General features: G+C 35.4%; 18 protein-coding genes and 1 pseudogene. 15 read left to right on the plus strand and 4 right to left on the minus strand.

The window, feature by feature from the left end:
* The first annotated feature begins 266 nt into the window (after nucleotides 1–266).
* From AC3ISB_RS09000 to AC3ISB_RS09030, 7 genes are all read left to right on the plus strand, one after another.
* A complete protein-coding gene (locus AC3ISB_RS09000; RefSeq protein WP_489276100.1) occupies nucleotides 267–4,415 on the plus strand; it encodes a S8 family serine peptidase in 4,149 nt (1,382 codons plus the stop codon).
* 1,627 nt (nucleotides 4,416–6,042) lie between these two features.
* Nucleotides 6,043–6,915: a Cof-type HAD-IIB family hydrolase gene (locus AC3ISB_RS09005; RefSeq protein ID WP_489276102.1), complete on the plus strand. Its 873-nt coding sequence runs from the start codon at nucleotides 6,043–6,045 to the stop codon at nucleotides 6,913–6,915.
* Between the two features lie 29 nt (nucleotides 6,916–6,944).
* The gene (locus AC3ISB_RS09010; RefSeq protein WP_489276104.1) at nucleotides 6,945–7,274 is read left to right on the plus strand and encodes a DMT family transporter; all 330 of its coding nucleotides are present in this window, start codon (nucleotides 6,945–6,947) and stop codon (nucleotides 7,272–7,274) included.
* 40 nt (nucleotides 7,275–7,314) lie between these two features.
* Nucleotides 7,315–7,482, plus strand: a complete 168-nt coding sequence (locus AC3ISB_RS09015) for a DMT family transporter (protein ID WP_141995173.1) — start codon at nucleotides 7,315–7,317, stop codon at nucleotides 7,480–7,482.
* A gap of 168 nt (nucleotides 7,483–7,650) precedes the next feature.
* A complete protein-coding gene (locus AC3ISB_RS09020; protein WP_489276106.1) occupies nucleotides 7,651–8,937 on the plus strand; it encodes an MFS transporter in 1,287 nt (428 codons plus the stop codon).
* Between the two features lie 439 nt (nucleotides 8,938–9,376).
* Nucleotides 9,377–9,757 (plus strand): RidA family protein, encoded by a 381-nt coding sequence (locus AC3ISB_RS09025; protein WP_489276108.1) that lies wholly within the window; start codon nucleotides 9,377–9,379, stop codon nucleotides 9,755–9,757.
* A 182-nt stretch (nucleotides 9,758–9,939) separates the two neighbouring features.
* Entirely contained in the window at nucleotides 9,940–10,890 is a 951-nt protein-coding gene (locus AC3ISB_RS09030; RefSeq protein WP_489276109.1) for a sugar phosphate isomerase/epimerase family protein, read from the plus strand.
* 327 nt (nucleotides 10,891–11,217) lie between these two features.
* Here AC3ISB_RS09030 and AC3ISB_RS09035 read toward each other — a convergent pair whose 3' ends face one another.
* Nucleotides 11,218–13,398, minus strand: a complete 2,181-nt coding sequence (locus AC3ISB_RS09035) for an MMPL family transporter (protein ID WP_489276111.1) — start codon at nucleotides 13,396–13,398, stop codon at nucleotides 11,218–11,220.
* Nucleotides 13,399–13,635: 237 nt separating this feature from the next.
* Between AC3ISB_RS09035 and AC3ISB_RS09040 the strand changes: the two genes are divergently transcribed.
* A complete protein-coding gene (locus AC3ISB_RS09040) occupies nucleotides 13,636–14,172 on the plus strand; it encodes a TetR/AcrR family transcriptional regulator (protein WP_489276113.1) in 537 nt (178 codons plus the stop codon).
* A gap of 314 nt (nucleotides 14,173–14,486) precedes the next feature.
* On the opposite strand, the gene AC3ISB_RS09045 is transcribed toward AC3ISB_RS09040, so the two are convergent.
* Nucleotides 14,487–15,038, minus strand: coding sequence for a transposase (locus AC3ISB_RS09045; RefSeq protein WP_489276115.1), 552 nt, complete (start codon nucleotides 15,036–15,038; stop codon nucleotides 14,487–14,489).
* Complete coding sequence (locus AC3ISB_RS09050) at nucleotides 14,968–15,720, minus strand: IS110 family RNA-guided transposase (protein ID WP_489276117.1); 753 nt, start codon at nucleotides 15,718–15,720, stop codon at nucleotides 14,968–14,970. The genes AC3ISB_RS09045 and AC3ISB_RS09050 overlap by 71 nt, the downstream gene beginning before the upstream one ends.
* Before the next feature lie 805 nt (nucleotides 15,721–16,525).
* Here AC3ISB_RS09050 and AC3ISB_RS09055 point away from each other — a divergent pair.
* The 7 genes from AC3ISB_RS09055 (at nucleotide 16,526) to AC3ISB_RS09085 (ending at nucleotide 22,622) form a co-directional block, all read left to right on the plus strand.
* Nucleotides 16,526–17,524, plus strand: a complete 999-nt coding sequence (locus AC3ISB_RS09055) for a polysaccharide biosynthesis protein (protein ID WP_480340556.1) — start codon at nucleotides 16,526–16,528, stop codon at nucleotides 17,522–17,524.
* A gap of 32 nt (nucleotides 17,525–17,556) precedes the next feature.
* The gene (locus AC3ISB_RS09060; protein WP_489276886.1) at nucleotides 17,557–18,021 is read left to right on the plus strand and encodes an NUDIX hydrolase; all 465 of its coding nucleotides are present in this window, start codon (nucleotides 17,557–17,559) and stop codon (nucleotides 18,019–18,021) included.
* 86 nt (nucleotides 18,022–18,107) lie between these two features.
* The gene (gene murG, locus AC3ISB_RS09065) at nucleotides 18,108–19,202 is read left to right on the plus strand and encodes an undecaprenyldiphospho-muramoylpentapeptide beta-N-acetylglucosaminyltransferase (protein ID WP_480340557.1); all 1,095 of its coding nucleotides are present in this window, start codon (nucleotides 18,108–18,110) and stop codon (nucleotides 19,200–19,202) included.
* A 75-nt stretch (nucleotides 19,203–19,277) separates the two neighbouring features.
* Complete coding sequence (locus AC3ISB_RS09070; RefSeq protein ID WP_480340558.1) at nucleotides 19,278–19,925, plus strand: response regulator transcription factor; 648 nt, start codon at nucleotides 19,278–19,280, stop codon at nucleotides 19,923–19,925.
* Nucleotides 19,918–21,309 carry a sensor histidine kinase gene (locus AC3ISB_RS09075; protein ID WP_489276119.1) on the plus strand — a complete coding sequence of 464 codons (1,392 nt, stop codon included), beginning with the start codon at nucleotides 19,918–19,920 and terminating at the stop codon, nucleotides 21,307–21,309. Before AC3ISB_RS09070 ends, AC3ISB_RS09075 begins: the two co-directional genes overlap by 8 nt.
* Nucleotides 21,310–21,413: 104 nt before the next feature.
* On the plus strand, nucleotides 21,414–21,587 hold the full coding sequence (locus tag AC3ISB_RS09080) for a hypothetical protein (protein WP_489276121.1): 174 nt from the start codon (nucleotides 21,414–21,416) through the stop codon (nucleotides 21,585–21,587).
* A gap of 93 nt (nucleotides 21,588–21,680) precedes the next feature.
* Nucleotides 21,681–22,622 carry an LCP family glycopolymer transferase gene (locus AC3ISB_RS09085; RefSeq protein ID WP_480340582.1) on the plus strand — a complete coding sequence of 314 codons (942 nt, stop codon included), beginning with the start codon at nucleotides 21,681–21,683 and terminating at the stop codon, nucleotides 22,620–22,622.
* A 1,014-nt stretch (nucleotides 22,623–23,636) separates the two neighbouring features.
* Here AC3ISB_RS09085 and AC3ISB_RS09090 read toward each other — a convergent pair.
* Nucleotides 23,637–24,477 (minus strand): annotated as a pseudogene (locus AC3ISB_RS09090) (helix-turn-helix domain-containing protein).
* Nucleotides 24,478–24,794 lie beyond the last annotated feature (317 nt).

The raw sequence follows: 24,794 nt of genomic DNA on the forward strand, positions 1-24,794 counted from the left end.
ATTACTTAAAAGGTTAAAAGAACTTTTCAGTACCTTTATTATTTTTCTTTAATAACAGATCTGGAATAGTTCTTTAGTTATATATTGATCTAGAACCAATAGATGAAAAATTACTTCTTATGATTAATTTTCAGAAAAGTAGAAATATGGGATGATATATTGAATCTTAGTTTACTAGATATATGAATTCATCTTTAAATGAATTGTTTATGAAGAACAAATGTTTAGAGAGAAAATAGTAATTATATAGGATAAGGGGATGCGGTATGAAGAGGAAAAAAATCAGTAAGATTCTTACAGGAACGCTAGCTGTTGGCATGTTATTATCTCAAGGCGCTCCGTATAATGTATTGGCGAAAAGCCCGTTTGAGTTGAATCCAGTTGAAAATGCGGAAGAGATCTTAGCGAGCCTGTCTGCAGAACAAAGAAAGGCGTTAGAGCAATTAGATGCCAATCCAAACTTTACGATTTCTCCGGATATTAATGCAAATAGTCCAGAATTAGTCAAAGTCATCGTCGAATTTGAACAGGCGCCAGCCAAAATAGAAGTGATGAAACAAGCGGCGAAAGGAAAGAAACTATCTTCTGCAGATGCGAATGAGAAAGTGGAAAAAGCTCATAAAGATTTTAAACAGCATGTGCAATCATTTAAATCACAGAAAAACGTGACTAATTACAAAGTGGAAGATGTAAAGATCACAAGAGAGTATAAAAACGCCATCAACGGCGTAGCGATGACACTTCCTGGTGTGGCAGTTAAGGATTTGCTGCAATCTGGAGTAGTTAAACGTATTTTTAAAGATTACGAGGTAAAAGTGGAACCGCCGGTAAAAACGAAAGAAACCATTGAGCCGAAAATGGCAGACAGTATTCCGCAAATTGGCGTGGACAAGCTGCATGCCGAGAACATTACCGGTAAGGGAATAAAAGTCGGTGTTCTTGATACAGGTATTGACTACAATCATCCTGACTTAAAAGAAGCTTATAAAGGCGGATATGATTTTGTAGATAATGATGCCGATCCAATGGAAACGACCTACGAGGATTGGATAAATGCTGGCAAGCCGGAAGAACCAGGCTATGTGTATTACACAAACCACGGGTCACATGTCGCAGGGACGATTGCAGCCCAAAAGAAAAACAATGTGGATTATGCTGTGAAAGGGGTAGCACCTGAAGTAGATTTATATGCGTATAGAGTATTGGGACCTTGGGGAGGGGGAAATACACAAGGAATCCTTGCTGGAATCGATAAAGCGATTGAAGATGGCATGGACGTCATCAATATGTCGCTTGGCGCGCAGACTAACGATCCTTTATACGCCACTTCTGTCGCAGTAAATAACGCCATGCTTTCAGGCTTGGTGACCGTCGTTGCTGCAGGTAACGCCGGACCGAATGAGAAAACTCTTGGTTCTCCGGGAACAGCGGCTTTTGGCATATCAGTAGGTGCAAGCGATGCCTCCATGTCCATTCCTGCATTTAATGGAAGCGCTTCCGCCGAGAAATTTGAAAATATGCAGCTGCTAGGCAAAGATTTTTCTGATAGATTAGAAGAATTGCAAGGAAAATCCTTACCAATTGTATTTGCGGGACTTGGTAAAGCAACTGATTTTGGGGGGAAAGATGTCAGCGGGAAAATTGCGTTGATTCAGCGCGGGGAAATTGCGTTTGATGAAAAAATCAAAAACGCCAAAAACGCTGGGGCTAAATCAGTGATTGTGTATAACAATGTCGAAGGGCAAATACCTGCCTACTTGGGTGAGGCTGTCGGGTTAATTCCTTCTTTCCGCCTGTCAAAAGCGGATGGTGAGCGATTAAAGGGGCTGGGCGAAGGTTCTTTCACATTTGAAACGTTAAATAACACAAAAACGGAAGGCGATCATTTAGCAGATTTCAGTTCACGCGGACCGGTAAATGGAAATTATGATATAAAGCCGGATGTAGTCGCTCCAGGTGTGTCGATATTCTCTACGACACCGGAATTCATCAACGATCCGCAGGACGGCATTAATTACGGGAATGCCTATGTGCGCATGTCGGGTACATCGATGGCTACACCACACGTGGCAGGCGCAGCAGCATTGATTTTGCAGGAGAATCCGGAATACACTCCTTTCGATGTAAAAGCGGCACTCATGAATACATCGGATGATTTAAAAGGGAATAATTCTGTATACGAAGTGGGTGCAGGACGAATCGATGCCTATCAAGCGGTTCATACAGACACATCCATCAAAGTATGGGATAAGACAAAAAATATCGAAAATGGAAACCTCGTAGAAATTGACGAACAAACAGGCTCCATCGTATTCGGCAGATATTATAAAAAAGGTAATGAACCAATTGAAGCAAGCAAAAAGGTGAAGGTTCAAAACAACAGCCAGGAAGAGAAATCTTTTAAACTAGAAGTGGAGTATCACGGTGAGCGTAAAGGCATTCAAGATGCCGTGAAGAACGGTGTAAAAGTGGCGGTGCCTTCATCGATTACAGTGGGAGGCGGCCAAGTACAGGAGATCCAGCCAAAAATAACGATTCCAACCAGCGCTGCGGCAGGAAGATATGAAGGGTATATTCATGTGACCAACGCGAACAATCCAGCCGAATCCTATCAAATTCCATTTGCTGTTATGGCGACGGAAAAAGGATTTGATTATGTCAAAGCGACTAGACCATCCGTGACAAATACAACACCTTTCTGGGAACTTAATGACAAACAGATCCATTTCATCATGAAGTTGAACAGCCCAATGACAACCATGGATGTGCTTGTAAAAGACGGTAAAACAGGAGAAGCTGTAGGGTTCATAGGGACAGCGAACACTAACTTTCCAATAGATAGAGAAGTGTTTCTTACGGGTGCGTTCAGCGGTACGGTCTTACCATTTACAAATGATCTGTCCCAGCCAATCAGTGATGTTCCTATAAAGCTTCCAGCAGGCGACTATATACTGGAACTGATTGCACACGATGAGGATGGGAAATCATATGTGGTAGACAATCCACTTATCGTGGACAATACAGCACCAGAAGTCAACATGGATATAAAATCGGGTGTAATCGAAATCAATGATTCTATGTTTACAGTAGAAGATGGCCAAAAAGCGGTGTGGCTGCATGGAACAGCTAAGGATGAGACAGTGGATCTATTACAATCTAAAGGGTTGGACATCGATCAATCGTCCAACACTATGGCTTACTATACAGGTGCCTCTGGATATATGGCTGGGTTCTTCCCTATTCAAGCGAATGGAGATGTGAAGTTAGGAATTGAGGAAAGTGATATTGCAAAACAACCTATGAGATTGTGGTTGAGAACGTGGGATACTGCAACGGCAGTTGGTTACCAAAAGTATTACTTCATGAAAGAAGGAACGGAATATACGACTTCCAGTTATAACAAGAAAGAGTTAAAAGTCGACGATAGCTTTACGATGACACTCAGCCTTAATAATGTGAAACAGCTTGTCTCGGGAGAATTTAATGTAGAGTACTACAAAGACTTCTTCAAGTTTTCGAACGTGAAGCTGAACAAGGCAGTCAAACAATATGCAAAGGAAAAAGGCTTACAGGTATCACTAGATAAACCTGTTGTGACGGAAGGTACATTCAATAATAGTTTGAAAATCGGTGCTTCTATTACTGGAAAAGCATTCAGAGGACTGGATGGAGATATGCCGTTCCTCGATGTAACGTTTAAAGTATCGAATGATGAAGTTTACGATGAAATTCCTGGATTTGAGGTAAAGAAGGGGTCTTATAAGAAATCCGGACAAACAGCAGACACTGCTATTCCTTTTTACGGCACTGAAGATCTTAAAATAATTCCTACACATACACAGTTGCTGGGATCCATCTTACCGGAAGCATTTTTGATAGGTGAATCAGGATCAGAATTTTTGAAAAAATGGGATTATTCAAAAATAGGAGCACAAGTATACGCTCTCTCTAGAAGTGGTAAAAAATATCCAGGAACAATTGATAAGAGTGGAAAATTCACAGTCAATGATATTCCTGCTTCCGATCAAGTATATACAGCTGTTTTCGATGTTCCGGGGCATCTTAAAGTGATGAAGAAATTCATTCCTGGATATCATGATGCAAATGGAGAGCTACGAGGGCAATTTTTAAGAATTGGTCAGAGAAGTCTTGCAGGGGATGTGAATGGTGACAAAATGATTGATATCCTCGATATCCAGAGTGTCGTTGATGCATATGGTACGAAGGATTCATCCATCGTGCCGCAAGATATCAATCAAGACGGAGAGGTGAACGAGACAGACATTCGCTTCGTTGAGAAAAATTTCTTAACGAAGGGACCGGATGCGCCTGCCGATAAACAGCCGAAAGAAAAAATTGGAAAAAAAGGTCTGGAATACTTCCTGCGCCTGATCGGACTGGAGCCAAAGCAATAGCAAGAAAAGAGGGGAAGGAATGCAGAGCATACCTCCCTTTCTTTTCTCCCTTTCTTTTTTATAAAATAAGAAGAGCAGAGTTAAGAAAAGTTGATAAGACCTCTTTTTTAGAAGATATGTACGGAGTACCAGGTTTCTTCAACAAAAGGGCACCGACCCATCAGGTTAGCATAACTGGCCTCCACCCCTTGAAAATACTTTTGATGATAATTGTATAAGGTAGTAAACCTTCATGCCCTATCTAGATGTATATCGGGATGTATTCCCCAAGCCCAGGCAACTCCATAAGCCCGTTTACCCCCTCTCCTATTTGGAAGGGGGGTTTTTATTAATTTGGGAGACCTTAAAAGATAACCACAATTAGGAGGGATTTAGTGAAAACGGAAGATGAAAAAACCTAAGATGGCTTAAATGAGATCTTTGAAATTATTAATGCTAAAGGTGATACAGGAGAACTAAAAGAAATCATCCAAAAATCAGATGAACAAAAAATAAATGTAGACAAATAAACTTTCTGCGTCTATCAAATCGTAAAAGCCCTTCTCTTAAATGAGAAGGGCTAATCTGTTAATATTTTAAAACAAAAAAGACTGTAGGCAAAAGCGGTTGTATCTAATTGTTAAAACAAAGTTGATTGAAACGGAAGGTGCGAGACTCCTGCGGGAAAAGCGCGTCCAAGGGAGACCCCACAGGCGCAAAGGCGCCGAGGAGGCTCCCGGACCGCCCGCGGAAAGCGAGTGCCTGGAGTGGAAATCAACGTTCGAATTTTTAAAACCCTCAAAAAAACTGTAGACAAACTCGATTTTCATCGAGTTTGTCTACAGTCTGTCTCTCTTTTCAAGAGAGTTTTTTGCATAAGTGTTATTTAGCTAACCAGGAGCTTTGTTTAATGACGAACTGAAAAGAGTGATATGTTTGAATAAAAAACTTTTCATTTTATCTTTAATAGATTTGCCTTTACTTTCCCCTCTTTACAGTCAGCTGTTGAGGCTTTTTTCTAGTTGATAATGAAAATAAGAGCAGGTGAATTGGACAAATTAAGACCTGATTTACAAAATCTTAACATTGGATTAATGTGGGGTTTATATTGAATGATTACGATTGAACCGTAATAAACAGTAATAAACATTAAAAATTCCACATTAAATGGGGCACTTTGTATGAATTACACATTCAAGAAGAATTGTTACAAGTCTATTCAAGCTGTGATGTTAGAAGTGAGTGTACTAGGATTAGCTGCTTGTGGAGCTACTAAAGAGGAGGCTGCTCCAGTTTTAAGGATCCAAGTTCGTTAACCCTGAAAGAATGAAGTCGCCATTCGTCCTGAAATTTTACAATTAGTTTCTGCTGGTGAGGATAGCTTGGATTAACAAGTGAACTGGGGAATTTTAATAAAGTTTGTCCTCTAGAAAAAGTCGATGTGATTGTCTGCGAGCAACCATTTCCAGAGGAATGGAGAAATCATTCAAAATTAGAGGAAATCAATTGGATTCAAGCATAGCGCATAAAAGGACATATCGAGATGGAAGAGGGAGTACTCTCTTTTTTGATTAGATTTTTATTGATAGCAGGTATAAAAGCTAGAAAGAGAATTTAATAGATAGAATGAGAAAAGGGGCTATATAGCATGAGTTTCATTGCGATAGATTTAGACGGAACATTATTAAACGACCAGAATGAAATTAGTGAAGAAAATATAAAGGCGATTCAATATGCCCAAGATAGAGGCTTTGAAGTAGTTATTTCAACAGGACGAGCTTATTTTGACGTTCAAACAATTTGTGAAAAAGCCGGGATTTCCCCATTTGTAATCGGGACAAATGGCGCAACCATCCATTCCAAAAGCGGAAAGTGCATTTCTTCAATTACGATAACTAAAGATTGTGTCGAATCTATACTCCAATGGTTAGATGAACGGAATTATTATTACGAAGTGTTTACTGATAAAGCCATTTATACTCTTAAAAAGGGTAGAGAACATTTCCATAATGAGATTAAAAGTTTGAAAAGCGCCGATTTGAATACAGATATGAAAGAATTAGTTGAAGTAGCGGAAAGGCAATTTGACCAGTTTGGATATGTTTTAGTTGAAAACTATCATGATATCTTAAAACAGGAGGAAGAATTCTATAACATATTGGCATGTTCTTTTGATAAAAAGAAATTAGAAGAAGCATGGAACCAATTCAAACAGTTTGATGAGTTGATGGTTGTTTCATCTGCTGATCACAACATTGAAATGACTAGTAAAAGAGCTTCAAAAGGAATGGCCCTTGAAAAATTGGCTTTTTTGATGAATGGCTCCCTAGATCAGGCTATGGCAATCGGGGACAGCAACAATGATTTATCCATGTTCCAGAAAGTTGGATACAGCGTAGCGATGGGAAATGCGAAAGATGTCATAAAAGCTGTTTGTACAACGACAACCCTTAATAATGATGAGAATGGGGTAGCTTATGCGATTTATCGATATATGGAGAACTTCGTGGTTCAAAAATAAGTGTCAATGCCGAAGGAGAGAGCGATAAAATGGCATGGATATATATCATAATCGCAGGACTTTTGGAAATCGTCTGGGTGATCGGTCTTAAATATTCTCACGGATTCACCAAAATTATACCTAGTATAGTAACGGTAGTTATTATAATCTTTAGTTTCTTTTTACTTTCAAAAGCTTTACATTCCATTCCCTTAGGAACTGGTTACGCCATTTTTACTGGATTGGGAACGGTGGGAACAGTAGTAACTGGGATGCTTTTTTTGGGAGAGACCATTAATCCACTGAAAGTATTTTTTGTGGCTTTAATGATATTTGGAATAATTGGAATAAAAATTAGTCCAGCACAACCTAAAAATTAAAGAAAATGAAATGATTTATACAAGGTTAGGGGATGATTCGATGGCTTGGTTTTTTCTTCTTATTGCCGGATTTGCCGAGATTGGTAGTGTAATAAGCTTGAAACGTACAGACGGGTTTAAAAAATTACTCCCCTCTGTAGCGTGTCTTCTGCCAAAAACCTCTATTGAAATAAGATCCATTAAAAAACAATGTATCAACAAGTATTAGTTTAAAGAACATAAAAAATATTTCAAATAACTTTGATGAAGTAACTAACTGAATCGAGGTCAATGCAAAAACTAGTATTAATTGAATATTTTCCTAATTAATAAAGGTGAATTTTGAGTTTTAACGAAAACCGCTAATTACTTTCATATTTATGAGGGGGGATTGTTTATGGCAGTAGCACAGAAGCAGGTCAAAAAATGGTTTACCTTATGTATCTTAATTTTGGGAGGAGGAACAATATTTAAATTATCATCCTTAAAAGATGCTTTTTACGTTCCGATGCAAAAATATTTTCATCTTTCACATACCCAAATAGGTTTGGCATTATCTGTATATGCTATTGTACAAATGTTTGGTTATGTAGTCTCCATTTATATCACTGATAGATTTTCTAAAAGGAAGTTAATTCCGATTGGATTGATTGGTGTAGGTGCAACTGGGATTTATTTATCTACTATACCAAGTTATTATGGAATTTTAGCTTCTTGGGGAGTAATGGCTTTATTTACAGAGATTACTTTTTGGCCAGTATTGATAAAAACCGTTAAATTGCTTGGAGACTCCGACGAACAAGGCAGGATGTTTGGATTTCTTGAAGCTGGCCGTGGTGTTGTAGATACAATCGTTGCATTCTCTGCTCTAGGTATATTTATTTGGTTAGGATCTGAGTCATTAGGTTTCAGAGCCGCAATTTTATTCTTTGCCTTGATTACAATTATTGTTGGTATTATTAGTTATTTCTTTATAGAGGACGATATTATTGAAACGTTTGATAAGGGTGGAGAAGAAATTAGTAAAAATAAAGTAGCTTTGAAAGGTGCGATTCAAGCAATTAAAACTCCCATACTGTGGTTTTCCTCATTTACAATATTTTGCGTTTATACGGTTTACGCAGGTTTAACTTACTTTATTCCGTTCTTGGAAGAAATTTATGGAATGCCGGTAGCGTTATTAGGTGCATATGGGATTATAAACCAATACGGATTAAAAATGATAGGCGGTCCCATCGGTGGATTCTTAGTTGATAAAAAATTTAAATCAGCGACAAAATACCTTAGATTTACATTTCTCTTATCCATTATTGCAATGATAATTTTTATTATGCTTCCACATGACAAAATGAATATTTATATAGGAATAATTGCGACACTTGGCTTCGGATCGATTGTATTTACTCAACGGGCTGTGTTTTTTGCCCCATTAGATGAAATTGATATTCCAAAAGAAATAAGCGGTGCTGCCGTATCAGTAGCTTGTTTAGTTGGTTATGCTCCTTCAATTTTCGCCTTTGCCATGTATGGTAATATTCTGGATCACAATCCTGGAATTACTGGATATAGATATGTATTTTTGATTATGATTGCATTTGCAGCTATAGGTTTTATTATAAGTAACTATTCAGTTAAAATTTTAAAAAAGAAAAAACAAACTAACCGATATTTGGAAGATAATTAAATGAATGCTTAATTTTTTATCAATATATAAATTGTCTTAAATTTGGGTAACAAATGAAAATTGGATTAGAAACAGAAAGCTTTCACTTGCAGTTTATTATAGGTTGATGAATATTTTCGATTTTATCAGAAAAACAGCTGAATTAGGATTAGACGGAGTCATACTTTACACAGAATAATTTTAGAAATGTGTCATCCATATGTTTCTACTTTTAAACGACCTAAAGGTTCGGGGGGAGTAAGCGAAGTAAGGAAAGGATCATTTAAGATGTAAAAACCGTATTTCAATCAAAAACTGATTGATCCTTTAACAACATACTATCCAAGTGATGATCTTTTAGAACAAATGTTATTGGCCCAAGATAATGAAATTAAAGAATCTGTACAAACGGTCAAAAAGTTACGAGAAAAATATTGTAGATAAAAAGGAGATTTTTATTATGAAAGAAGCAGTTTTAACAAGTAATGCGCCACAACCTATTGGACCATATTCCCAAGCGGTATTATCAAAAGGGATTCTCTATATTTCGGGGCAACTCCCTTTAAATCCTAATACTAATAAATTAGCTATAGGCATTGAAGACCAAGCAAGACAATGTTTAGAAAATATAAAGCACATTTTAATAGAAAAAGGTCTAGAAATGAATTCAGTTTTGAAAACAACTATATTTGTGACTGATTTATCAGATTTTCAAACTGTAAATGAAATTTATGCGGAATATTTTTCGAAGCCTTTTCCAGCTAGGAGTACCATTCAGGTAGCAGAATTACCTATGAATGCAATGATTGAAATTGAATTGATGGCCGAGGTAAAAAGGTGACCAATTATTCTTTTTTGGGGAGAATGTGTTTCGTCGTTTAGTTGCTGGTTCTTCCCTAATTTAAGAGAACTTTCGTAAGCAAAGTCGTTAAGTAGAAATTAATTCAAATAAAAATAGAAGTCGAACAAAATTTAGTTTAATTTCTTCTCGGCACAATAAATTAACATAAAGGTGGGTAAAACATGAAAATTGGATTAGAGACAGAAAGCTTTCACTTGCAGTTTATTACAGGTCGAATGGATATTTTCGGTTTTATCAGAAAAACAGCCGAATTGGGATTAGATGGAGTCATGATCAATATTGTTCCATGGCCAGGGTTACCAGGAATTGGTACATTAGAATCATTTGAACCGGAATACTTAGACAAGGTGAAAAAAGAAATTCAAAAGTATGGATTTTTCGCTGAAATCGATACAAATGGAACCGATCCGAAACATCTAACTGAGGTCATTGAGGCCGCGCATAGAATTGGAGCGGATGTCATTCGTACGTATACCTGCATGGGAGAATATGATCCAGACAGATTGAGAAGAGCTCCTGAAGATATTAAACAAATTGTACCATTATTAAAGAAATATAGAATCAAGCTTGCTGTTGAAAATCACGAGGAAGAGTTAACGGATGAAGTGATTCAAATCATTAAGGAAGTCAACAGCCCTTGGGTTGGTGCTCATTGTGATTTCGGGAATGCAATGATGGCATGGGAGGACCCGATTGAAGCTGTAAGAAAATTAGCACCATATGCCTTTACAACTCATTTTAAGGATCATATTATCGTCCATGATGGCGAAGATTACAGGGTATGTGGCGTACCTGCTGGGACTGGTAATATCGATTTGGAAGAATGTTTTAAAATATTGATTGAGAATTCAATGTTGACTAGAATCAACGTTGAAATGTGCTTCCCGTATGCCATCCATTTTAAGAGAGAGCCTGGTACAGGCGGAGTCTTTGCAGTAGGCGAAGGAGCATTTAAGGTGGGACAACCTCCTTATGATTTAAATGTAATTAAGCCATTGGATTACTATTATCCGCCAGCAGAACTTCTAGAACAAATGATTGAGGATCAAGAAAAAGGTGCAGAGCAATCGGTTAGATATGCACTTGCATTAAGGGATAAATACTGCCGCTAAATAAAAAACAGGGAGAGGTTCTTTCGGGAATAATCTCCCTATTTATTTTGCAGAAGGGTGCTTGAGTTTAACAATAGGGTTGCTACGCAACACTTTCTTATGGAACTAAAGGGGCAGATTAGTTCAAGAAGCAAATAATATACTAAAAGAGCCATTTCGCTAATAAATTCAGTTTAAGCAACTTATTTCACAATAATTACAAATTATAAAACCAAATTCTATCTTTTTAATGTAGAAAAAGGACTGAAGAATAACAAGAATCGACTTCCTTCAGCCCCATTAGTTAAAAATATTTATGCATTATTCGAACTTAACATTTTTCTCCTTTTATTTCCTTTTTCTTTCTATTTCTTTTATAAATGATTCTCCTTCAATATCTAAATTTGGTAGTAGTTTATCTAACCACTTTGGCAAGTACCAAGAAGCTTCTCCCATTATGATCATTACTGCTGGTACAATAGCCATTCTTACTACAAAAGCATCAAATAGAACGCCAAATGTGAGAGAAAAGCCCATTGCTTTAATTATTGGATCTGGAGCTAACATGAATCCAGTAAATACTGAAATCATAATCAACCCAGCAGCTGTTACTACTCCACCACTATCTCTCATTCCTGCTAAAACAGCTTCGCGTGCATCCCCAGTATGTGTAAATACTTCACGCATTCTACTAACTAGAAAGACCTCATAATCCATTGCTAACCCAAATAAAATCCCTATCACAATGACTGGTAAGAAGCTTAATACAGGATTAACAATGGGAAATCCAAATAAATCAATTAAATTTCCATCTTGTATAACAAATACAGTGAATCCTAATGTTGCACCTAATGAAAGTAAAAATCCTAGAACTGCTTTTAATGGAACTAGAATAGACCTGAATACTAGAACTAATAAAATGAATGAAAATCCAATAATTAATAAAGCGAATATTGGCAATGCATCACTCAATTTCTGTGATATATCAATGTTTACCGCCGTAGTACCTGTAACCATTAATTTTAACTGTTCGGATTTTTCCAAGGTCTTTGCCTTTTCTCTAATATCGTCTACAAGATCTTTTGTTTCTGAATCAGATGCTCCTGTCTCTGGAGTTATAGAAATAAGATACAATTCTCCAGAAGGTCCAGGAATTGCTGGACTAACATTTTTTACATTTGATAATCCACTTAACTCTTCTATAGTATCTCTTAATGCTACTTGTGGATTGGTTGTTTCGCTTGATGTTTTAGCGGCTACATTTAATGTTGCATGATGGCCTGGGCCATAAGCTTTGCTAAGTAAATCATATGCTTTTCTTTCAGTTGTCTCTTCATTTTTCGAACCGTTATCTGGTAATGCGAGTTCCATATGGGAAATAGGGATAGCAATTATAGAAAGAAGTATAATTCCAATAACTGCTACCCTCCACGGGCGTTTTGCTACAAAATTTCCCCATCTATCGGAAGTAGTTTGTTTTTTATCGCTTTTAATAATTTTGCTTAAAAAAGTATTTTTTCTATCTGGACCCACTTTATGTCCCATCAGACCTAAAAAAGCTGGAACCACAATTATTGCAATAAATATTGCTAATAATACGCATAGAGCAGCAGATAGACCCATCATTGTTAAAAATGGTATTTTTGCAACAGATAAACCTAAGAGCGCAATGATGACTGTTATGCCAGCAAACACTACAGCACTCCCGGCTGTTCCATTTGCAATTGCTACAGACTCTTGGACAGAATATCCTTCTTTTCTTTGGTGTCTAAAACGAGTCATAATAAAGAGAGCATAATCAATGCCTACTGCCAGTCCCAACATTGCTGCTAACGTTATCGAAACAGAGGTAATTTCCAAATAATTTGTTCCAATCACAATTAATAAAATTCCTATAGCTAGTCCAATAACCGCCGTAATAATTGGCAACCCGGCCGCTAGGAAGGAAATAAAAGTAATTGCCAATATAACATAAGCAACAACTACCCCAATTACTTCTGTGATTCCTCCAATTTCCATTTCAGAAAATAAAACATCACCAGCTAATTCTGTTTGAATACCTGCATCACGTGTATTTTCAATGTTTTCTATAATATTTTCCTTTGATTTTTCCGATACCTTGTCTGCTGCTACATTATAAGTAACAATTGCATAACCTATTTTCTTATCTTTACTTAAATTCCCTAACTCTAATGGGCTTGCTACAGAAACAATATGTCCATCTTTTTCTTTTATCACTCTCAATGTATCCGTAATTACTTTATTAATCTCTTCAGAATCTAAGGTTTTATTTTCAGGTGCTTTTAATACTAACTGTACTTGACCTCCGGTATTAGAGGGAAATTCCTTTTTAATGAGTTGAAGGGCTTTTTCTGATTCTGATCCAGGTATAGACATGTCTTCAGAAAAATTTGGTCCCAGATTCATTGCAATAATTGCTATCGCAAGGAGAACTGTTAATGAGCCTCCAATTATTTTTTTACTATTGTTTGCCGCCCATTTTCCTAATTTATAAAGATACTTTGCCATTAACAGCTTCCTTTCATCCTAATATTACATACAACACATTAAAACAACTTATTAGTAAACGACAAGTTATTATTTGAACACCTTGTTGTTTTAATGACGTAGACAAAGTATATTAAAGCTAATTGAAGGTAACAATATGCAAAATGAAAACATGTGTTATTAAATAGTCATTTATTATTATTTTGTTTATTTAAAAACATATTGAACAGAATTGGTTAATAAGTAGGAGGGAAAAACGTGGTTGGTACAAAAGGAAACCGAAGAACATTGTATAGTAAAAAGGTAATTATAGAGGCGTTTTTACTGCTATTACAAGAAAAAAACTTAAATAAAATTACTGTTACGGATATTTGCAAAGAAGCAGATATTAATCGTGGAACTTTTTATTCTTATTACAATGATCCATTTGATTTAATGAGAAGTATTGAAGAAGAAATGATAGAGAAAATGATGAGTACAATTCATATTTCAGGAGAACAAAATATACTTAATGAACTTTTAAAATTGATACATATAAATAAGGAGCCCTGTAAAATCATTTTTAATGAAAAAAATAGCTCTCATGTACTAAATACAGTTTTGAATTCTGCTCATGATATAACAATTGCAGAAATAAAAAAACAGTTACCAAATGCTGATGAGACTCATTTAGAATATTTTTTCACTTATTCGACAGGAGGAATCATTGAAGTAATTCGAAAATGGATAAATGATGATATGAAAATTCCAACTGAAGAAGTTGTACAAATCTTAGAAAGTATGAACGTCACCTAATCTCAATAAACAGTAATTTAATATTATGAATAATTGTCATTAATAGGAATAGAGATTCATTAAAAAAAGACCTTTATCCTTGAGTAATTTGCTTAAAATCATTCTATACCGAATTAGCTAAAAGATGGTAAACTTTTCGTGAAAATGTGAAGAGTTTCACTTAAACTAACGGGTGCGTTAGCTGAAGATCGGAGCTTCCTTTAAGGTAGCTCTTTTTTGTATGAAAACACATTAGTGAAAGACCATACTAAAATAAGCCCACCATAATTCTAATTTTTTGAAGGACTAAGTGTACCTTGCGTTATTTTGATTGGTTATGCAGTTTGTTGTTCAGATGGAGGGATTGTTGTATATCCTTTCTTTTTTAGGTATTCGATCATTTTTAATTCTTTGTTCATTTGTTTTTCTTCAAGGTAATTTGACCCTAGTTCATGATAAGGTTCTCCTGTTTTTAAGATGTTGTAAGCAATCGTCAATAGTAAATGAGCAGAAGCGATTCGTCCCTTCATTTTTCCCTGTCGTTTGGTAATCCTTTTTCGATGTGAAGCAATTCGATTATTTTGCCTTGAGGTTGCCAGTACACACTCTACGGCCATCGTTTTTAATGCTTTGTTTCCTTGTGTGGTTTTACTTGTTTTTTTACCGGTACTTTCATAATTTCCGGGACTCACACCAGCCCATGATGCAAGATGTTTAGCCGACTTAAATACGGACATATTAACACCCATTTCTGCTATAAAAGTGGCTGCGGCAGCTTTGTTCACACCAGGTATACCATCCAATAATTCTACTTCCTTACGATAGGGGGACAGGAGTTGATCGATTTGTTTTTCCAATTCTTCTATGGTTTGTTCTAAATAACCCATATGCTCCCAATGGTAACGCAAACATATCACGATGATGACGGCGAATACGACCATTAATTGCACTGGCAATGTCAGTAATACTTGCTTTTGTTCGCCAATCCACCATTTTTCGAAGACCATCGGTCTCTATTTTTTCACCGTTTAGAATCGCTTCAAGGATACGGCGTCCCGATACTCCAAAAATGTCTGATAGAACGGATGTTAGCTTGATATTAGCATCTTGAAGGATTTTGTGAATGCGATTCTGCTCTGAGGTGCGATGATGAATCAATTTTTTTCGATAACGAGTAAGATCTCGTAAATCACGAATATCCTCCGGTGGAACAAAATTGCTTTCAATAAGTCCGCATCTTAGAAGCTGGGCAAGCCATTCGGCATCTTTCACATCAGTTTTACGCCCTGGAACATTTTTGACATGTCTTGCATTGGCAAGAACAAGGTGAAAAGAACCTTCGAGTATATTCCATATTGGTTTCCAGTAGACTCCGGTACTTTCCATCACAACATCGGATACCTGAAGGGTAGCGAGCCAATCACTTAAAGCCAAGAGTCCCGTTGTTGTAGTTGAAAAAGTTTCAATAGAGGTCTTTGGCTTTTTATCTAATGGACCAAATAATACACAGGCTACTACTGTTTCTTGGTGTACATCTAGGCCAGCACACCGTTCAATCATTGCTTCCATAGGAGAAATCACCTCAAAAAAAGATTAACAATACATATGACAGGAGATTTGTTACAAAAATTTTTGTATCCGTACTAGTAGTACACTAAATGGTTCTTCCATACTGTCACAACCAGTTTCTTATACAGGGTATCTTTCTTAAGATCCACCAAAAAAGGTTCAGCCTGGTTGTATTGTTATCACCATTATTGTCAACAGTTTAATGGGTTAGACTTTATTTTGGGGTGATGAGCAGGTTTCGTGGTAGATGGTGGCGGCGGGGATCGCCGCCATAGAATTTCTTATGGCACTAACGGGGCAGGATAGTTCCATAAGGAATACTGTTAAGTGACATTAAATTTAAAACATAATAAAGTTGTTTAAAAACGTCAGTCATGTTATTCCATTAAAGGGCCATTTTCTGGAATAAGAGAAGGGAATAATAGAAAGTGAATCGACACTCTAAGTTATTTAATTAACTCCTGATAGTGGAACATATATATAGAAAACACCATTCTCTATTTGAATGGTGTTTTTCTATAGTAAATTTGATTTCAACATGGTTTTTGGTAAAGTTACCCAACCTATAGATGTTATCCATGGAGCTAATAACTTATTAATAATCCAGAGTCCTTATCCATTATCATGTAGTTTTTTATAACTATTACGATTGTCAAACTAATGTAACAAACAAAAACTATTATATATCTAGAATAAAAAATCAATATATTCGTCATGATGGTTGTTACGAATTGCTTTCTTTTTTCGATATGCAATGTAAAGGGATTGATTGAATTATTTTATGATTTATATGGAGGGAAAAACATTGAATAATAGTACATTTTTAATTACAGGTGGTACAGGATCATGGGGTCTTGAAATTGTGAAACAGATTTTTGATCATAATCCGAAAGAAATTCGTATTTTTTCACGGAATGAAACAAGACAAGTTGAGATGCAACAACAATTTGCTAATGATGATAGATTCAAGTTCATTATCGGTGACATCCGTGATAAGGAAGAACTTATGCAAGCATGTGAGGGTGTCGATTATGTTTTTCATCTGGCTGCATTAAAACATGTACCTGTTTGTGAATATCAACCTTTTGAAGCCATAAAGACAAATGTACTTGGTACGCAAAATGTGATCGAAGCAGCCATTGAAAACGATGTAAAAAAAGTCATATACGTTTCAACTGATAAAGTTGCGGATCCGTCAAATACTTACGGAATCACGAAGGCTCTTGGAGAAAAGCTAATTATTCATGCAAATTTAAAAGAAACAAACACTAAATTTATTTGTGTAAGAAGTGGTAATGTTCTCGGATCCAGTGGCAGTGTTATTCCTATTTTCAAAAGTCAAATAAAACAATTTTCACAAATAGGGATTACTGATCTAGGTATGACACGTTTTTTCTTATCGATTGAAGATGCCGTTCAATTGTTGTTTAAGGCAACAATTAACGGTAAAGGTGGAGAAACATATGTTATGAACATGCCTTCTATAAAGATAGCTGATCTAGCCAAAGTGTTAATTGAATCATCAGGTAAAAAGAATATTGAAATAAAGGAAATAGGTGTTCGTCCAGGAGAAAAATTGAATGAAACACTCTTCACCGAATGTGAAAGCAGCAGAACTGTATATTTTGATAATGATTATTTTGTAGTCCTGCCTTCTATTACTATGCCAGGACTTCAAGAACATTATACTAGCAGTACACCGGTAAACCTGAAGGAATATAGTTCTGCTACAAAGCAAATTTCAAATAGTGAAGTAGAACAAATGTTAATGAAAGGCGGTTTTCTGTCGTGGAACGAAAATTGACGATCTCATCCTATGTAAGGTGCTGATATATGATGGGGTATGTTGGCGAATTAAGGAAAGCTGTAGGACATCGACCAGTTATCTTGGTTGGTGCGGTTGTGATTCTAATTGATAAAGATAATGGTGTTCTATTACAACAACGTAAAGAACCGGAGGGTTTATGGGGCATTCCTGGCGGTTTAATGGAGCTAGGAGAATCAACTGAAAATACAGCAAAAAGAGAATTGTATGAGGAAACCGGCCTTCTTGTAGATAATCTCACCTTAGTTGGTGTATTTTCTGGAAAAGAATACTTTGTAAAATTACAAAATGGAGACGAGTTTTATGCTGTAACAGTTGTTTATACTTCGAAAGATTTTAAAGGAGAATTGTTAGTATCCGATACAGAATCTTTAGGTTTACGTTTTTTTAAGTTGGATGCAATCCCAGAAGGTATGATGGACTCTCATAAAGACATTTTCCATAATTTCTTAAAAACCGGAAATTTTATTAATTGAATTTTAATAGGCTGAAGAAATACACGGATAGTATGACTGTATGTAATATGATGATATTTGTTAATGATAAAGGCAGGGGAAATAAGTTGAAAAAAAGTATTGTTTTTACTGGAGGCGGATCTGCTGGCCATGTAATGGTCAACCTAGTGCTGATCCCGAAGTTTATTCAGGCAGGTTGGGATGTTCATTACATTGGCTCTGAGAACGGAATCGAGAAACAATTAATGACAAGTGTCCCCTCCGTTCAATATTATAGCGTTTCAACTGGGAAGTTAAGGCGCTATTTTGATTGGAATAATGTGAAAGATCCCTTTAAAGTAATCAAAGGAATTTTCCAATCGTATCGGTTATTTAGGAAGGTAAAAGCTAATGTTGTATTTTCTGCAGGAGGATTTGTAGCTGTACCTGTCGTTTTAGGGGGATGGTTAAACAAAGTTCCAATCGTGATTCGTGAACCTGATCGGACACTAGGACTTGCCAACAAACTATCTCTTCCTTTTGCAACAAAAGTATGCACGACTTTTCCTGATACTGGACAAGACCTAAAGACCAATAAGACAATTCATATCGGTGGTATTATTAGAGATGAATTGAAAAAAGGCCATTACAATAGGGGGTTGTCCCATTGTGGATTTACAGAAGAGAAACCCGTGTTGCTAGTTATGGGTGGAAGTCAGGGCGCGCAACGTATTAATGAAACTGTCAGATTATGTTTAGATAAATTACTAACAGATTTTCAAGTTGTACACATTTGTGGTAAAGAAAAAGTCGATCCATCAATTCAGGTAAGAGGCTATCAACAATTTGAATATATCAACGAAGAATTATCTGATGTCATGGCTATGACCGATTTTGTGGTTTCAAGGGCAGGTTCAACAGCTATTTTTGAATTATTGTCTTTGCAAAAGCCAATGCTTCTTATTCCACTTTCCAATGGTGCCAGCAGGGGAGAGCAAGTCTTAAATGCTCAATCTTTTCAAAATGCTGGATATGCAGAAGTACTTCTACAAGAGAATTTGAACAATGATACATTTATCGATGCGATATACATGTTATATCAAAATCGGGAAAAATACATCGAAAATATGAAAAAGAATAAAGATAATCAGGCAATAGAAAAACTAATTGATTTAATTAGGAAAGTGGCTGAAAGAAGTTTTTGGCTCAGGAAATTTTTATAAATGTAAATACTAGTGTGTGATTAGTCAAGTTGAAGAATTAAATCTGTATCTAAATTCGATAACTCGGAGGAAAAAATGAAAGTACTTATCGCAGATGATGAAAAAGATATGTTGAAAATTTTAAAGGCTTATTTTGAGAGAGAAGGATTTCATGTTTTTCTAGCTGAAGATGGAGAAGAGGCACTGACTATTTTTTATAGTAACAAAATCAATTTAGCTATATTGGATTGGATGATGCCTAAGGCAAATGGTTTGCAAGTTTGTAAAGAAATAAAAAGTAAAAGTGACACAAAAGTATTAATGCTCACGGCGAAAAGTGAAAATGAAGATGAGTTAGCAGCGTTAAAGATTGGAGCAGATGATTACGTTAGGAAACCTTTCCATCCAGGAATTCTATTAGCAAGAGCAAAGAAACTACTTCGTAAAGAGAAGATCGTTCAATTAAAAGACTTAAAAATTGACTTAGAAGCAAAAAAAATTTATAAAAAGGAAAAAAAATTGAATGCGACAAAAACGGAATTTGAACTTTTGAGATGCTTTCTAAATCATAAAGGGAGTATACTAACACGAAAAAAACTCCTTGATATCGTCTGGGGATTTGATTACTTTGGGGAAGAAAGAACGGTTGATACACATATAAGAAGGCTAAGAGATAAAATCGGAGAAGGCGTGATCAAAACTCATAGAGGGTTGGGATATAGTTTGGAGGAAGAAGATGAATAAGCTTGGAAGAAAGCTATCCCTAAGCATCTCCTTAGCAGTAATCGTCATTTTTTCTATCTCAATCTTGCTTACTCAATATTTTTTACCTAAATATTACTTGCATAAAACAAAAGAGAGGTTAGAGCAAGTTTCTAATGAGATAAAAGAAATGGATGAGACTACATTTATTCATTCCAAAGAAACTATTGAAAATAAATATGGAATAACAATTGTTTACGAGCCTATTCATAGTAATGTAGATGAATTAAATGAAGTAGTATTTAGTCAATTATACAAAAAACGAATCACATTAAATAAATTTTGGATTACAGAAGAAACACTTCAAAAATTGGCAGAAGGAAAAAAAGTGAATAAAATATATGACCAGGGAAAGTTAAAATCAAGCTTCTTAGTCAGTTTTATGCAAAGAGACGATATGCTCGTGTTAGTCGGCAATTCCATTGTACATTTTAGTGATACGGCAAAAATCGTCAATGAATTTAATTTATATATGTTGCTATTTTCTATTATCCTCATCATTGCGTTAGTCTGGGTATTGTCAAAAAGGATAACCACTCCGTTGAAAGAGTTAAAAGATGTTTCTAAAGATATTTCAGAATTAAAATTTGAAACTGTTCATATCAAAACAAATGATGAAATTGAGGAGCTTGCCAACAGCATTAATTTGATGAGTGATAAGCTTAATAAGGCTCATCAAGACTTAAAACGAAAAAATGTGAACTTAAAAATAGTTATGTCTGATCTTACGCATGAACTGAAAACACCGTTGTCTTTAATAAAAGCATATTGTGTAGGAATCAAAGATGGGCTAGACGACGGTACTTATATTGACACGATTATAAAACAAACAGATAATATTTCCAAAGTAATAGAGGATTTATTAAACTTTTCAAAAATTGAAAGAGATGAGATTGAAAAGACCACTTTTGATCTTATCGACTTATTTCATACGTGCCTTGTAAAACATAAAATTGAGATCGAAACAAAAGAAATAGATGTAAGAATTTCTAATTCTCACTTACAACAATTATTTGTGTTGGCGGATAAAGAGAAGATCGAGATGGTGTTTAACAATTTAATAAGTAATGCGATTAAATATACAGAAGATCATAAAATTGAAATTGAAATTGAGGATTTAAAACAAGAGACCGTATTTCAAATTAAGAATGGCACTAACATACAACAAACAGAAAAGATTGAGCAAATTTGGGAGCCATTTTGTGTATTAGAAGCATCCAGAAACAAAAAAGCCTCAGGTACAGGCCTAGGTCTTGCTATTGTTAAATCCATTCTTAATCGTCATCATTTTAAACATGGAGTCTCGATTTTCAATAATCAGATACAATTCTATATTTGTTTTCAAAAGAACCCTGTCAATCATTAGGGTTCTTTTTTTATGAGCTACAAAATCCAACGTAACTTTGTGGAGATTGTAAAACTAATGTAACAAATAGAAGTTATATTTTAGGTGAAGAGGAGGAATGAAAATTGAACAAAGTACTTATCGTATCAGTTGTTATTACTTTAGTTGTTACTTTCTTTACCGGCTGTGCTAAAGGAAGCCCTCAGCAAATAGCAATAAAAAAGCCTAAAAATCAAGCAAAATCTGTTGTAATTTATGAAGGGAATTCCAAAAAGGTATATGAACCTTTAAACAATTAAAGACGTTCCACTAATATTGAAAGAGTTCTTTTTTTAGTGAGTGTCAAAATGAGAGCAATCGTTCAGTTATTATTGACAAGAAAGAGGATGTACATGGAAGAATCAAAAAAGAAGAAACAAATTAAATGGAAAAAGTTCATCTTTATTGGATTAGTCACGTTATTAATCATTAGTAGTTTATTTGGTTACAGCATTTATGATGCCGTTGCAAAATCAGTAAACGATATGTATAAACCACTGCATGGCGATTCCAAGCAGCCTTCATTTACTTCACACGATCCGATATCAATCTTTTTGCTGGGAGTAGATGAACGACCTGGTGATATTGGGCGCTCAGATTCTATGATTGTTATCACCGTTAATCCAGAGACAGAAACATCGACAATGGTGAGTATTCCTCGTGATACGAGAGCATTCATTGCATCCAAGAACACCTATAATAAAATCAATTCGGCATATGCTTATGGCGGAATCGAAGGAACTGTCCAAACGGTCGAACAGTTTTTGAACATTCCTATCGATTATTACGTCAAAGTGAATATGAACGGATTTAAGGATATTGTAGATGCGGTTGGCGGTGTTACAGTGAATAACCCGTTTACTTTTACCCTAGAAGGTGTGCACATACCGAAAGGAAAACAACATATCGATGGCAAAGTAGCACTTGCATATGCTCGGATGAGAAAAGAAGACCCACGCGGTGACTTTGGTCGGCAACAGCGACAACGCGAGGTCATTAAACAAATTATTCATGAAGGATCTCAATTAACTTCATTAGCTAACTATCAAAAGATATTAAAAGCACTAGAAAAAAATGTTCAAACGAACTTAACAATGGATCAAATGATTGCTGTTCAACGCTCCTATATAAGTGCTGCTAAGCATATTAAACAAATGGAGATCCAAGGTGATGGAGGTATGGTTGGCGATATATGGTATTATACAGTGAGTGATGAAACAAGATCGACTTTATCCAACGAGCTTCGCCAACAATTGAATTTACCTAAAGGAAAATTTAATGAAAGAGTCGAGTAATAATTAGGTTTAATTTTTTTGGGGTAAAATCCTCAATAATACTATCGATCTTCAAGAATCGCTTTTCTTAATGAACTCCCTCAGTTTAATAGATAATGCTCACGAATACTCGCTTATTCGCAGGATTTCAAACCACATGGTATAGGTTGCTTTAGATGAACGAAAGAGATAGGACCGTTTTGATAAGATGAGGGCAGAATGAAATAGGGGATCTGTTAAAAAAAATGTTAGTTATGGAGCAAAAGTAGTTGATTTTAAACAGTTATCTAAAAATGTATCAAGTGCAAGATCTACTATTCTTACTGCGTCAGCTACTTTAGTAGCTGCTGGTATTGGTGCTCTTTATTGGTGGACAATTGTTGCTTTAGTTGGTTCAGCTGGTACTGCAGGTATTGCAGCTTATCAAATATATAGTGCAAGCAATTCAGCTAAGGCAGATATGAAAGAGGCTTATAATCTATTAAAATAAAGGATAGATAAAACTAATATGATATTATTACAAGGTTTTCTTATAAGTGCAGTGATTGTGTATTGTTTATATCAAATTATAGAAAAAAAACAAAAAAACAAAAAAACTAGACAATCTTATTACTTTGTACTTTTTTTATTTTTCTTATTATTATACTTTTTTAATGGTATAAATTAATGAACTATAAGAAGAAAAGAAATTAATCTCCCTCAAGTTAAGATATTTACTAACCCTGGCAAGAACTTAGATAGTTTTTGTCAGGGTTTTTATGTTTCTTAACTTGAGAATTGAAACTAAATACCTGTTAAACTTTGTTTACTTATCTTCTTATTCAAGAACAAAGGCTAATGTAAATTGAGTGAAGAAGGAGCATGGTGGATAACCGAAAAAAATTTATTGATAGCTTTGCGGGTATACTGCAGAATTTTTGGAGAATATGGAACCTGTTTTTTTACATCTACACAATTAATTCAGAGCGGAAAAAATATTAGAAATGTGGCTAAAAGCAAAGAATATACATGTCCAAGTAAAAAATTTCTCTGAAATTATATAAGGTTGTCCATAAATTCAGTATCAAAGTAAAGATTACTCATAAGCTTGTTGACAATACCGTTGAAGTAAGCGAATGGTCCTTTACGGATATTCACTCCACTTTTCACCTTCATAGCAAATTCCTTGAATGCTTGAGTTCCAATTGCTATTTCTTGTTCCCTAGTGAATGCTCTTTTGTTAGTAGAATAATCAACCACTTTATTAAACTGTTTAATTACCTTCCAAAATTCTTGAATAGTTTCAGCCTTTTCGTAGAATGAACCAACTAAATTACTAAATACATCTGGCACCCAATGGGCTACAAAATTCGCTTGTTTTAAAGAGGCTTTTAGAGAATTATCCACAGAATTGAACCGCAGCTTTACGTTTATTGTTTTTAATATTTTGTTTTAAGAAAGAAGTAGTTGTTTTAATGGCTGCACACTTCTTGGACTCTTTCACAGGGACCATGCCGGACATTTCATATTCCACAGGTTGAATAATGATGGCATTCGCTGTTTGCAACATATCCTTTTTTCTCTTCATTGGTACTTGGCGGATCATGCCTAGGTCTTCAAGTTTTTTCATTAAAGGTTGTACTGTTTTATAAGAAACTTCAAGCTTATCTGCAATTGTATTCTTACACATATAGCTCACACCGATTTGCTTGCAGCTGTGACGCTTTAAAATCTCTAACAATTTAATTAATCTAGCTTGTACATCTACACGTTTTACAGACGCACGAATGGCGTCTCGACAAACTCGTACATTCTTATTTAATTCTTCTACGTCAATGAAAGATGATAAGTTGTTATATGCTTCTTCATTTGCGATTACATAGATACGTTTCTTCATTAATTTGGTCTCTTTTAGGAAACAAAAAAGCAACGATTCACCATTGATTAGCAAACCGTTACGAAGAAACCCATAATGTAATAAACTACATCTAAGGGTGCAGCAAGTGTTTGCCTATTCAGAGTAGGCGGACGGTTTAAGAAGTGCTACCAACACGACTTTAACACGCTGTGCTTTTTTGGTTTTTAAATTTATAAAGGTGAAAGGTATACTAAAAATACTGCCCGAAAATCACCCGATAAATGCCCGATAATTCTTGAGTTATTATGATAAATGAATTTTAGTGAATGCTTAGAAATAAGCGTTTTTGTGAAAGT

It is taken from the genome of Peribacillus sp. GL_122, from assembly GCF_057835005.1.